General features: G+C 71.6%; 11 protein-coding genes. 4 read left to right on the top strand and 7 right to left on the bottom strand.

Annotated features, from left to right (window positions below; translation table 11 throughout):
- Positions 1-245: 245 nt before the first annotated feature.
- The 3 genes from ABZ833_RS28265 to ABZ833_RS28255 all read right to left on the bottom strand — a co-directional run bounded on the left by ABZ833_RS28265 (position 246) and on the right by ABZ833_RS28255 (position 3,233).
- A complete protein-coding gene (locus ABZ833_RS28265; RefSeq protein ID WP_361051929.1) occupies positions 246-1,523 on the bottom strand; it encodes a ribonuclease D in 1,278 nt (425 codons plus the stop codon).
- A 78-nt stretch (positions 1,524-1,601) separates the two neighbouring features.
- The gene (locus ABZ833_RS28260) at positions 1,602-2,264 is read right to left on the bottom strand and encodes a response regulator transcription factor (RefSeq protein ID WP_160507754.1); all 663 of its coding nucleotides are present in this window, start codon (positions 2,262-2,264) and stop codon (positions 1,602-1,604) included.
- Between the two features lie 285 nt (positions 2,265-2,549).
- Positions 2,550-3,233: a DUF3000 domain-containing protein gene (locus ABZ833_RS28255; RefSeq protein ID WP_361051926.1), complete on the bottom strand. Its 684-nt coding sequence runs from the start codon at positions 3,231-3,233 to the stop codon at positions 2,550-2,552.
- A 121-nt stretch (positions 3,234-3,354) separates the two neighbouring features.
- Between ABZ833_RS28255 and hemE the strand changes: the two genes are divergently transcribed.
- Positions 3,355-4,419, top strand: coding sequence for a uroporphyrinogen decarboxylase (gene hemE / locus ABZ833_RS28250; protein ID WP_249587138.1), 1,065 nt, complete (start codon positions 3,355-3,357; stop codon positions 4,417-4,419).
- 174 nt (positions 4,420-4,593) lie between these two features.
- Here the strand turns inward: hemE and ABZ833_RS28245 are convergent, their stop codons facing one another.
- The gene (locus ABZ833_RS28245; protein ID WP_361051923.1) at positions 4,594-5,976 is read right to left on the bottom strand and encodes an FAD-dependent oxidoreductase; all 1,383 of its coding nucleotides are present in this window, start codon (positions 5,974-5,976) and stop codon (positions 4,594-4,596) included.
- 37 nt (positions 5,977-6,013) lie between these two features.
- The gene (locus ABZ833_RS28240; protein ID WP_361051920.1) at positions 6,014-6,979 is read right to left on the bottom strand and encodes a DUF4349 domain-containing protein; all 966 of its coding nucleotides are present in this window, start codon (positions 6,977-6,979) and stop codon (positions 6,014-6,016) included.
- Between the two features lie 153 nt (positions 6,980-7,132).
- Here ABZ833_RS28240 and hemG point away from each other — a divergent pair, with 153 nt between their 5' ends.
- From hemG to ABZ833_RS28225, 3 genes are all read left to right on the top strand, one after another.
- Positions 7,133-8,584: a protoporphyrinogen oxidase gene (gene hemG, locus ABZ833_RS28235; protein ID WP_361051917.1), complete on the top strand. Its 1,452-nt coding sequence runs from the start codon at positions 7,133-7,135 to the stop codon at positions 8,582-8,584.
- Between the two features lie 4 nt (positions 8,585-8,588).
- On the top strand, positions 8,589-9,308 hold the full coding sequence (gene hemQ, locus ABZ833_RS28230) for a hydrogen peroxide-dependent heme synthase (RefSeq protein ID WP_351158322.1): 720 nt from the start codon (positions 8,589-8,591) through the stop codon (positions 9,306-9,308).
- A 143-nt stretch (positions 9,309-9,451) separates the two neighbouring features.
- A complete protein-coding gene (locus tag ABZ833_RS28225) occupies positions 9,452-9,826 on the top strand; it encodes an RNHCP domain-containing protein (RefSeq protein ID WP_249587133.1) in 375 nt (124 codons plus the stop codon).
- On the opposite strand, the gene ABZ833_RS28220 is transcribed toward ABZ833_RS28225, so the two are convergent.
- Positions 9,827-11,446, bottom strand: a complete 1,620-nt coding sequence (locus tag ABZ833_RS28220) for an alpha/beta hydrolase (protein WP_361051914.1) — start codon at positions 11,444-11,446, stop codon at positions 9,827-9,829.
- 105 nt (positions 11,447-11,551) lie between these two features.
- Entirely contained in the window at positions 11,552-12,313 is a 762-nt protein-coding gene (locus tag ABZ833_RS28215; RefSeq protein WP_361051911.1) for a TIGR04222 domain-containing membrane protein, read from the bottom strand.
- Positions 12,314-12,466: the final 153 nt, after the last annotated feature.

Here is a 12,466-nt window from a genome sequence, read left to right as displayed (position 1 = left end):
GGGTGGGAGGGAGACATCCGTCGCGAAGCGGCGGGACAGGAGCCGCCCCACTTGCCTGCAGTGGGAGTTGCCCGCTTGCTCCGTTGCCCCTGTGCTGCGGGGTGATCGGGTGGGTGGGTGGGAGGCGTTCGTCGCGGAGCGGCGGGGCGCCCACTTGCCCCGCCGTGTGAATCACCCACCCGCCCCCTCGCCCCGCACTGCGGGGTGAACGGGTGGGTGGGAGAGGGGCCGTCAGGCGAGGGGCGTTACTCGGGTGAGGCCGTCAGGGCCGTGACCAGGGCCGGCGTTACCTGGGAGATCTGCCACCGCCGCGCACCGTGCGCGGCCAACGCTCCCGCCACAGAATCCGCGTCCACCTGAGCCGGCGGCTCCCAGCACACCCTCCGTACCGTGTCCGGAGTGATCAGGTTCTCCTGAGGCATGTTCAGCTCCTCGGCCAGCGCCGAGACAGCCGCCCGCGCCGCGGAGAGGCGCGCCGCGGCGGCCGGGTCGCGGTCCGCCCAGGAGCGGGGCGGCGGGGGCCCCGACACGGCCGCCCCCGGCTGCGGAAGCTCGGAGTCGGGCAGGGCCTTGGCCCGGTCCACCGCGGCCTGCCACTGCTCAAGCTGACGGCGGCCCATGCGATGCCCGAAGCCGGTGAGCCCGGCGAGCGCGTGCACGTTCGGGGGCAGCCCCAGCGCCGCCTCCACGATCGCGCCGTCACTGAGGACCTTGCCCGGCGACACGTCACGCCGCTGGGCCACCTTGTCACGGGCGGTCCACAGCTCACGTACGACCGCCATCTGACGACGGCGCCGCACCTTGTGCATGCCGGACGTGCGCCGCCAGGGGTCCTTGCGCGGCGGAGCCGGCGGAGCGGAGGAGATCGCGTCGAACTCCTCGCGGGCCCACTCCAGCTTGCCCTGCCGGTCGAGCTCCTTCTCCAGGGCGTCCCGCAGGTCCACGAGCAGCTCGACGTCGAGCGCCGCGTAGCGAAGCCAGGGGTCGGGCAGTGGGCGCGTCGACCAGTCGACCGCCGAGTGGCCCTTCTCCAGGACGAAGCCGAGTACGCCCTCGACCATCGCGCCGAGGCCGACCCGGGGGAAACCGGCGAGGCGCCCGGCGAGTTCGGTGTCGAAGATGCTGGTGGGGATCATGCCTATTTCGCGGAGGCAGGGCAGGTCCTGCGTGGCGGCGTGCAGCACCCACTCCGCGCCGGCGATCGCCTCGCCGAGCCCCGACAGGTCGGGGCAGGCCACGGGGTCGATCAAGGTGCTGCCCGCGCCTTCACGGCGCAGCTGCACGAGATAGGCGCGCTGGCCGTACCGATAGCCGGACGCACGTTCGGCGTCCACGGCCACGGGGCCACTGCCTGCCGCGAAAGCGGCGATCACCTCTGCGAGGGCGGTCTCGTCGGCGACCACCGGAGGAATGCCATCACGCGGCTCGTCCAAAGGGATCGGCGCCGTTTCGACGTCGTCCGGAGGGCCGCCTCCGGTGGTTCGCAGTGAGCTGTCTGCTGCGGTCTCTTGGGCGTCGGTCACCTGTCAAGGGTATCTGTGTATGCACAGCGCCCGTCGACGGAACGTTCCGTCGACGGGCGCACGAGGGGTGTAAATGAGTCAGTGGATGATTCCGGTGCGCAGGGCCACCGCTACCATCCCGGCCCGGTCACCCGTGCCGAGCTTGCGTGCGATCCGGGCGAGGTGGCTCTTCACGGTCAGTGCCGAGAGCCCCATCGAGACGCCGATGGCCTTGTTCGACTGGCCCTCCGCGACCAGGCGGAGAACCTCCACCTCGCGGCCGGAGAGCTCGCGGTAGCCACCGGGGTGGCTCGGGGCGCCGGGCGGGCGGCGGTGCATTCGGGCGGCGGCCGAGCCGATGGGCGCGGCGCCGGGACGGGTGGGGAGACCGACATTGTTGCGGGTGCCGGTGACGACGTAGCCCTTGACGCCGCCCGCGAGGGCGTTGCGTACGGCGCCGATGTCATCGGCGGCGGAGAGGGCGAGGCCGTTCGGCCAGCCCGCCGCGCGGGTTTCTGAGAGGAGCGTCAGGCCGGAGCCGTCGGGGAGGTGGACATCTGCGACGCAGATGTCACGGGGGTTGCCGATGCGGGGACGAGCCTCCGCGATCGACGAGGCCTCGATCACATCGCGTACACCGAGGGCCCACAGGTGGCGGGTGACGGTGGAGCGTACGCGGGGGTCGGCCACGACGACCATGGCGGTCGGCTTGTTCGGGCGGTAGGCGACCAGGCTTGCGGGCTGCTCGAGGAGAACGGACACCTAGGCCTCCTGGGGTGCGGGACTGAACCGGCTCGGGGATGAAGCCGGGACGAACCGTGCTTTCAAGGTCACCAACCTCTTCGGCACCAAACCCGCCCGCCTTTAGAGAATGATCACGATTTGGTGAGTAACAATTCGGACCATTCGGACATGTGATCGATCATCCGAAGATCGACCCGAATCGGAGTCGTTCAGAATCGCTCATCCGCATGACCGTTCGGTCCCGTCAACGCTCCGTCGACGCCCCGTCCGGTCTCGTCCGTTCCCGTCCGGTCCCGCCGTCGGTCACGGCGTCTGCGGCCCCCGTCGCTGCGGCAGCGACACCACGGACCCGGACCCGGCCCCTGGCCCTTCGCCGTGCCCCTGGTTCACCGGCGGCAGCCCCGCGATCTGGCAGAGCAGATCGCACCACGCCGCGAGATGCGCCGCCGTGTCCGGCACCCCGCCGCGCCCCTCGCGCGGCGTCCACGACGCCCGGATCTCGATCTGCGACGCGGGCGGCCGCTCGGAGAGCCCACCGAAGTAGTGCGAACCCGCGCGCGTGACGGTGCCGCTCGGCTCCCCGCAGGCCAGGCCGCGCGCCTGGAGGGCGCCCGTCAGCCAGGACCAGCAGACCTCCGGAAGCAGCGGGTCCGCCGCCATCTCCGGCTCCAGCTCCGCGCGGACGAGCGTGACGAGGCGGAAGGTGCCCTGCCACGCGTCGTGCCCGTCCGGATCGTGCAGCAGGACCAGGCGCCCGTCCGCGAGGTCCTCGTCGCCCTCGACCACCGCCGCTTCCAGCGCGTACGCATAGGGGGCCAGCCGCTGCGGAGCCCGCGTCGGGTCGATCTCGATCTCGGGCCGAAGCCGTGCCCCGCGCAGCGCGTCGACCGCCGCGCGAAAGGGCAACGGAGTCGATTCCGCCACCTTCCCCTCCGTACTTTCCATCTCGCCAGCGCCGTCCGACCGTTGTCCTTGAGCCGCAGCCATGCGGGGAAGATTAAGGGGAACGGCGGCTTCGCGCAGGGAGAGACACCCGTGAGAGGCACCCCGGTCAAGGCAGGGTGTCCCTCAGGACAGGGGGCGCACCGGCCCGTGCGAGACTTTCCGCGTGAGTGCCAACAACAGCCCTGCGGGCCAGAACCCAGCGACGTACGACTCCGCTTTCATGAAGGCCTGCAGGCGCGAGCCCGTGCCGCACACGCCGGTCTGGTTCATGCGGCAGGCGGGGCGCTCACTGCCCGAGTACCGCAAGGTGCGCGAGGGCACGGCCATGCTGGAGTCCTGCATGATGCCTGAGCTGGTCACGGAGATCACGCTGCAGCCCGTGCGCCGCCACAAGGTCGACGCCGCGATCTACTTCAGCGACATCGTCGTGCCCCTCAAGGCCATTGGCATCGACCTCGACATCAAGCCGGGCATCGGTCCGGTCGTCGCCAACCCCATCCGCTCGCGCGCCGACCTCGCCCAGCTGCGGGACCTGACGCCGGACGACGTGAGCTACGTGACGCAGGCGATCGGCATGCTGACGGCCGAGCTGGGGTCGACCCCGCTCATCGGATTCGCCGGTGCGCCTTTCACTCTCGCGAGTTACCTGGTCGAGGGCGGTCCGAGCCGTAATCACGAGCACACCAAGGCGCTCATGTACGGCGACCCGCAGCTGTGGGCCGATCTGCTCGACCGGCTCGCGGAGATCACCGGCGCCTTCCTGAAGGTGCAGATCGAGGCGGGCGCGAGCGCCGTGCAGCTCTTCGACTCGTGGGTGGGCGCGCTGGCCCCCGCCGACTACCGGCGCTCCGTGATGCCCGCGTCGCAGAAGGTCTTCGACGCCGTGGCCTCGTACGGCGTGCCGCGCATCCACTTCGGTGTCGGCACGGGCGAACTGCTCGGTCTGATGGGCGAGGCGGGCGCCGACGTGATGGGCGTCGACTGGCGGGTCCCGATGGACGAGGCGGTCCGCAGGGTCGGTCCCGGCAAGGCGCTCCAGGGCAATCTCGACCCGGCCGTCCTCTTCTCCACGCGGGAGGCGATCGAGGCCAAGACGGACGAGGTCCTGGACGCCGCGGCCGGGCTCGAAGGGCACATCTTCAACCTCGGCCACGGTGTCCTGCCGTCCACGGACCCCGAGGCGCTGACGCGTCTCGTGGAGCACGTCCACACGCGGACCGCGCGCTGACGGAGCCGGTTCGCAACCGGTGCGCAACCCGTTCGTAGTTGGCTGAAAATCTCGCCTGAATGTGACGCGTGAGGCGAGGGAGAGGAGCAGGTCTCGCGAGGGTCCCGCCCCGTAAGGGGCGCGGGGAGCTGCGCGACCGGCCCCCACCGGCCCGCAGATCCATCACCGCGATGCCTACGGAGTGCTCCGCACCGCCGCGACCGCCTTGCGCGCCGCCACCAGAACCGGGTCCCACACCGGTGAGAACGGCGGTGCGTAGCCGAGGTCGAGCGCGGTCATCTGGTCCACCGTCATCCGGGCCGTCAGGGCCACGGCCGCGATGTCGACGCGCTTGGCCGCGCCCTCGCGGCCGACGATCTGCACGCCGAGCAGCCGTCCCGTGAGGCGCTCGGCGAGCATCTTCACGGTCATCACGGCCGCGCCGGGGTAATAGCCGGCACGGCTCGTCGACTCAATGGTCACCGTCGTGTACTGAAGCCCTGCCGCCCGTGCCTCCTTCTCGCGCAGGCCCGTACGGGCGATCTCCAGGTCGCAGACCTTGCTGACGGCCGTGCCGACGACACCGGGGAACGTCGCGTAACTCCCGCCCACGTTCGAGCCGATGACCTGGCCGTGCTTGTTGGCGTGGGTGCCGAGCGCGATGTGGCGCTCGCGCCCCGAGACCAGGTCGAGGACCTCGACGCAGTCACCGCCCGCCCAGATGTTCTCGTGCCCCCGCACCCGCATCGCGAGATCCGTGAGCAGCCCGCCGTGCTTGCCCAGCGGCAGCCCCGCGGCCTCCGCGAGACCTGTCTCGGGGCGCACGCCGATGCCGAGCACCACCACGTCCGCCGGATACTCCGCGTCCTCGGTGGCCACCGCCCTGACCCGGCCGTCGTCACCGGTGAGGATCTTGGTGACCTCGGCGCCGTTGACCATCTCGATGCCCATGCCGGACATCGCGTCATGGACGAGGCGGCCCATGTCCGGGTCGAGCGTCGACATCGGCTCCGTGCCGCGGTTGACCACCGTGACCTCGTAGCGGCGCTGGATCAGCGCCTCGGCCATCTCGACGCCGATGTAGCCCGCGCCGATGACGACCGCCCTGCGGCCCGGCGTGCGGGCCAGCGTGTCCAGGAGCGCCTGGCCGTCGTCCAGGGTCTGCACGCCGTGCACGCCGGGGGCGTCGATGCCGGGCAGGGACGGGCGGACAGGACGGGCCCCGGTGCCGATCACGAGCTTGTCGTACGACGTCCAGCCCTCGGCCCCCGACTCCAGGTCCCGGGTGCGGACCCGGCCGCCCTCGACGTCGATCTCCTCGACCTCCGTACGCATCCGGAGGTCGATGTCGCGCTCCCGGTGCTCCTCGGGCGTACGCGCGATCAGCTCGTCCCGCGAAGGGACGTCGCCGCCGACCCAGTAGGGGATGCCGCAGGCCGAGTACGAGGTGAAGTGGCCGCGTTCGAACGCGACGATCTCCAGCTCGTCCGGGCCCTTGAGCCTGCGTGCCTGTGACGCGGCGGACATGCCCGCCGCGTCACCCCCGATGACCACCAGTCGCTCTCTCGCGCTACTCATACGGACACGCTACGACGCGGCGGCAGTTGACGGACCGCTAGTCGTCGTCGCCCTCGCGCGCCGGTGCCTGCGCGGCCGTCGGCGCCGCAGGCACCGCGGGGGCCGTCGCCACCGAGGGCCTGCGCGGCAGCCGGGTCCGCACGAGGCGCCGCCACAGCAGGAACAGCAGCACCGCCACCGCCGCGAACGGCAGGATCGCGCCGATGGCGACCGCGAGCCACCGCAGCATCGTCACGAACGCGTTCCAGCCGCCGGACAGCGCGTCCACGAACGTCGGGTCGTCGTCGTCCGCGGCCGCCTTCTTCACGGCCGTCTCGCTCAGCGAGAGCGTGATCGTCGACATGCTCGTACGGTCCTTGAGCGAGGACTGCCGCGCGAGCAGCGCCTCCAGTTCGGACTGACGGCTGCTCAACTCCCCTTCCAGGGTGACGACATCGCTCAGCTTCGTCGCCTTGTCCATCAGCTCCCGCACGCGCGCCACGCTCGCCCGCTGCGACTTGATGCGGCTCTCCACGTCGACGACCTGGTCGGTGACGTCCTGCGCCTTGGCCTTCCGCTCGATCAGCTTGCCCGTGCCCTCCAGGGACGTGAGGACCTCGTCGTACCGGTCCTGCGGGACGCGCAGCACGATGCGGGAGCGCTCGTGGCCGCGGCCGTCGCGGTCCGTGGTCTCGTCGCCGACGACGCCGCCCGCGTCGGTGGCCGCCGCGCGCGCCTCGTCCAGGGCCTTCGGCACGTCCTTGACGCGGACGGTCAGGGTGGCGGTGCGGATGATGTGCGTACCGGTGAGCTCGGGGGGCTTCTTCTTGCCGGACTGATCCGCCCGGCTGCCGCCGCCCATCCCCTTGTCGTCCTTGCTGCCGGCCGCGGCCTTGTCGCTGTCACCGCCGCTGTCGCCGCTGTCGCCGCCCGCGCTGCACCCGGTGAGCGCGAGGGCGACCGCGAGCAGGACGGCCGAGAGTGCCTGGACGGTGCGGTGCCTGGACGTGCTGGACGCGTGCATCTCGACGTACCCCCCGAGGATCGTGGTGACTGGTGCTCCGTTGTCTGCTCCTTTGACGCCGGGGAGAGGCGAAACGGTGGTTGCCGACCGGTCCCGATGGGGTCACGGTCGGGACTCGTCCGACGCGAAGTGGCCGCCTCGTAGAGTGGAGGCATGCGCGAAACGGACACACGTACGGGTCATGTCGTTGTCATCGGTGGCGGGATCGCCGGGCTGGCCGCCGCCCACCGATTGCTCGACACCGGGTCCCGCGTGACCGTCCTGGAGGCCTCCGACCGGCTCGGCGGCAAGCTGCTCTCCGGCGAGATCGAGGGCGTCCGCGTCGACCTCGGCGCCGAGTCGATGCTGGCCCGCCGCCCGGAAGCCGTCGCCCTCGCCCGCGAGGTGGGCCTCGCCGACCGGTTGCAGCCACCCGCCACCGCGACCGCCGCGATCTGGACCCGCGGGGCCCTGCGGCCGATGCCCAAGGGGCACGTCATGGGCGTACCCGGCGACGCGTCGGCCCTCTCCGGAGTGCTCTCCGACGAGGGGCTCCACCGCATCGAGCAGGACCGTGAACTGCCGCCCACCGAGGTCGGGGACGACGTCGCGGTCGGTGAGTACGTCGCGGCGCGCCTGGGCCGCGAGGTCGTCGACCGCCTCGTGGAGCCGCTCCTGGGCGGGGTGTACGCGGGGGACGCCTACCGCATCTCGATGCGCTCGGCGGTCCCGCAGCTCTTCGAGGCCGCCCGCGCGCACACCTCGCTCACCGAGGGCGTACGCGCCATCCAGGCCCGCGCCGCGAAGAACCAGCAGACCGGCCCCGTCTTCATGGGCATCGAGGGCGGCGTCGGCCAACTCCCGCTCGCCGTTGCCGATTCGGTACGCGCGCGTGGCGGTGAGATCCGCACCGGGGCGCCCGTCACCGAGCTGCGGCGCACCCCGGAGGGCTGGCAGGTGAGCACCGCGGAGCAGACCATCGACGCCGAGGCCGTCGTCGTCGCCGTGCCTGCGTACGCCGCCGCCGCGCTGCTCGGCGTCGAGGCGCCCGCCGCGGCGGCCGAGCTCGCAGGCGTCGAGTACGCCTCCATGGCCCTGATGACCCTCGCCTACCGCCGCAGCGAGACCGACCTCCCCGAAGGCAGCGGTTTCCTCGTGCCGCCCGTCGACGGACACACCATCAAGGCGTCCACGTTCGCCTCCCGCAAGTGGGGCTGGATCGCCGAGGAGGACCCCGACCTGCTGGTCCTGCGCACCTCGGTGGGACGGTACGGCGAAACCGCGGTCCTGAGGCGCGAGGACGCCGACCTCATCGCGCTGTCCCGGCGCGACCTGCGCGCGGCCACCGGACTGGAGGCCGAGCCCGTCGCCACCCGCGTCACCCGCTGGCACGACGGCCTGCCGCAGTACCCCGTCGGCCACCACGCGCGCGTGGCCCGCGTCCGCGAGCACGTGAGCAAGCTGCCCGGCCTCGCCGTGTGCGGAGCCGCGTACGACGGCGTGGGCATCCCCGCGTGCATCGCGAGCGCCTACGCCGCCGTCGACCAGCTGGGCGGCGACCTGGCCGGTGTGCAGGAGCTCACCGCCAACCCGGTGCAGAGCCTGCACGGCGGCGGAGGAGAATAGGGCCATGAGTGACGACGCCCCCGCCAAGAGCCCGAACGCGGGCAAGAAGGCCAAGGACCTCAACGAGGTCATCCGCTACACGCTGTGGTCCGTCTTCAAGCTGCGCGACCTGCTCCCCGAGGACCGCGCCGGCTACGCCGACGAGGTCCAGGAGCTCTTCGACCAGCTCGCCGCCAAGGACATCACCGTCCGCGGCACGTACGACGTGTCGGGGCTGCGCGCCGACGCCGACGTCATGATCTGGTGGCACGCCGAGACGGCCGACGAGCTGCAGGAGGCCTACAACCTCTTCCGCCGCACCAAGCTGGGCCGCGCCCTGGAGCCGGTCTGGTCGAACATGGCGCTGCACCGCCCCGCCGAGTTCAACAAGTCGCACATCCCGGCCTTCCTGGCCGACGAGACGCCGCGCAACTACATCAGCGTCTACCCCTTCGTGCGCTCCTACGACTGGTACCTGCTGCCCGACGAGGACCGTCGCCGCATGCTCAAGGACCACGGCATGATGGCCCGCGGCTACCCCGACGTGCGCGCCAACACGGTCGCCTCGTTCTCGCTCGGCGACTACGAGTGGCTCCTTGCCTTCGAGGCCGACGAGCTCTACCGCATCGTCGACCTCATGCGGCACCTGCGCGCCTCCGAGGCCCGCATGCACGTCCGCGAAGAGGTGCCGTTCTACACCGGCCGCCGCAAGTCCGTGGCCGACCTCGTGGCGGGCCTCGCCTAGTTAATTCGGTTGCCGCGTCCGTCCGGTGCGGGTTTCATCGAGAGGTCGAAGCCAAGGACAGAGAGACGGTGAATGTATGCCCAGGGCCCTGCGGAACAGCTCGGAGTCATCCCCTTCCGCACAGCTCAGGAGTCATCCTCACCATGTCCCGCAACACCTCACGGCGGGCCCGCACTGAAGCGCGCGCCCAGTCCTTCCGCTGCCTCCAGTGCGGTCTCGACGTCTCGATGACCGCCCCCGGCACCGACCACCGCAACCACTGTCCCAACTGCCTGTGGAGCCGTCACCTCGACGACACCCCGGGCGACCGGGACGCGGACTGCGGAGCCCGGATGGAACCCCTCGCCATCTCCGTACGCGGAGACGGCGAGTGGGTCCTCGTCCACCGCTGCACCCACTGCGGCGTCCTGCACGCCAACCGCACGGCGGGCGACGACAACGCCCTGCCGCTGACGCGGCTCGCGGTGCGCCCGCTGGCCCAGCCGCCGTTCCCGCTGGAGCGGCTGTCCGCCTTGTAGCTAGTGCTCCTTGGGGAGAGCCGCCGCCCGCGTGCCGGACAGCGGCTCGGGCTCCTTGTGCGGTGCGCACGCCGCGCGCCGCACGGGGAGCCTGCCCTCCAGGAGGTAGGCCTCCATGTGGCCGTTGACGCACTTGTTGGGGCCGCCGCCGATGCCGTGCGTGCCCGCGTCCCGCTCGGTCACCAGGACCGAGTCACCCAGCCTCCGGTGCAGCTCCATGGCGCCCGTGTACGGGGTCGCCGCGTCACGCTCGGCGGCCAGGATCAGCGTCGGGGGCAGCTCGCCCTTGTCGGTGCCGACGTCGACGGGACGCTGCCGGGGCGCGGGCCAGTAGGCGCACGGCAGGTTCATCCAGGCGTTGTCCCAGGTCTCGAAGGGAGCGCTGCGCGCCAGGCGCGAGTTGTCGCGGTTCCAGGTCCCGAAGTCCGTCGGCCAGGGCGCGTCGTTGCACTCGACCGCGGTGTAGACCGCGTTGCCGTTCTCCTGCTCCTTGGCTGCCTTCGGCTCGGGCGCGGCCTGCTCGATCAGCGGCTTCGGATTGCCCTTCAGGTACGCGGAGAGCGCCGAGGCGCGCGTCGGCCAGTAGTCGTCGTAGTACCCGGCCTGGAGGTACGCCGACTGGAGCTGGCCGGGGCCGACCTTGCCGCCCGCGGGCTTGGCCGCCAGCTTGTCGCGCACCTTCTCGTAGCTGCGCAGGACCGCTTCGGGTGTCTTGCCCAGGTGGTACGTCTTGTCGTGCTTGGCCACCCACGTGCGGAAGTCGCCCCAGCGGTGCTCGAAGGCCGCGGACTGGTCGAGGTTGTTGCGGTACCAGATCTGCGCGGGGTCGGGGTTGACCGCCGAGTCGAACACCATGCGGCGTACGTGGGAGGGGAAGAGCGAGGCGTACACGGCGCCGAAGTAGGTGCCGTACGAGGCGCCCATGAAGGTCAGCTTCTTCTCGCCGAGCGCCGCCCGCAGCACATCCAGGTCACGGGCGTTGTTCAAGGTCGAGTAGTGCTGCACGGCCTTCCCGGAGCGCTCGACGCAGCCCTCCGCGTACGCCTTCGCCTGCTTGATGCGCTTCAGCTTGTACGCGGCGTCGGGGTGGGTCGGCGACTGCGTGGGCGCCTTGGCGAACTTCTTGGGGTCCTGGCAGGAGATCGGGGCCGAGCGGCCGACCCCGCGCGGGGCATAGCCCACGAGGTCGTACGCCGCCGCGATGCGCTTCCACTCGGGGAGCATGCCGACCATCGGGAAGTACATGCCGGACCCGCCGGGACCGCCCGGGTTGAACACGAGGGCGCCCTGGCGCTTGACGGCCTTGCCCCGTCGCGGCTCGGCCTTCCTCGTGGCCTTGGTGCGGCTGACGGTCAGCTTGATCTGCTTGCCGTCCGGGCGGGCGTAGTCGAGCGGCACCGTGACGGTGCCGCACCTGATCGAGGGGGGAAGGTTCTCCGCGGCGGGGCAGGCGCCGAAGCGGACACCGGCCGCCGTGGCGCGCTGGGCGGCGACGAGGGTGCCGTGCGCCTCCGGGTAGGGGGAGGTGTCGGCCGCGGACGCGCTTCCCGTGGGGGCGGCGACGAGTGCGGTCAGGACCAGGGATCCGGCGGTTCCGTAGAGGGCGGCTGCTGCTCTCATCGCTCTTCATCCTTCATTCGGCCGTGCATTGCTCGAATAAAGGGATGATTCGTTCGGTAAATGGCGAAGTAAAGCACCGCCCTGCCGGTGTCGGGCGTGTCGGGCTCAATGACCCCGATGCGCCGCGTCCCGGTGTGCGAACGCCGCACGCAGCTCCGGGTCGGCGAGCGCGCGCGTGCCGCGTACGGCCACGGCGGTGAGGTCGGAGCCGCCGCGCGCCGGGAGCGCGCTCAGGAGGAGCTGGCCCGCGGGCGACGCCCATCGGGGGTAGGGGTGGATCTCGAAGCGGGCGACGGCGAGGCAGCTCGCGTTCAGGACCAGGGGCAGCGCGAACCAGAGCGCCACGGGCACCTCTCCCGGCGGCTCCTGGACGGGCATCAGCAGGGCGACGGCCCCCAGCGCGACCACCGCCACGGTGGCCGCCCGCACCTGCCGGACCGCTCCCGCGACGCCCGACCAGACGCCGTCCGGCAGGGCGAGGCCCGCGGCGACCAGGCGGTCCGCGAGGGCGCGCATCGCGTCGGTGCCCGCCGCGGCCCGGCGCACCGGCGCTATCGGCGACTGTCCGTCGGGACCTATCGCGCCGAGCACGGAGCGCTCCATGTCGTCGCCGCACACCGGGTCGACGACGGTCGCCCAGCCGGTGTGCGCGAGCAGCAGCCGCCGGGTGCGGGCCATCGACACCAGGGTGAGGTCGGTGACGCGCGCGGGGCCGCCGGAGAGGAACGCGGCTTCGTAGAGCGTCAGTTCATGGCGGTGCCCCGGGACCGCCCCGTGCGGGGCGGTGCGGTACGCCGTGAGGCACAGCCGCGCGCAGGAAAGGCCCGTCGCGACCCAGGCCACGAGAAGGAGCGGAAGCCAGAACATGCCGGTGTTTTATGCGAGGGAGCGGGGGCAGCGCCATGGGTTATTCAGCATGCGGACGGGGGATCGCGGGTACGTAACGTTCCGCTTTGCTGCGGGGCTTGTCCTTCTCTTTGTCCTTCTCTTTGTCGTTCTCCTTTTCCTTCCCCTCGCTCT

It is taken from the genome of Streptomyces sp. NPDC047525 (genome assembly GCF_040643025.1).
Lineage (GTDB): Bacteria > Actinomycetota > Actinomycetes > Streptomycetales > Streptomycetaceae > Streptomyces > Streptomyces durmitorensis.
This window is presented reverse-complemented; position numbering and strand designations above follow the sequence as displayed.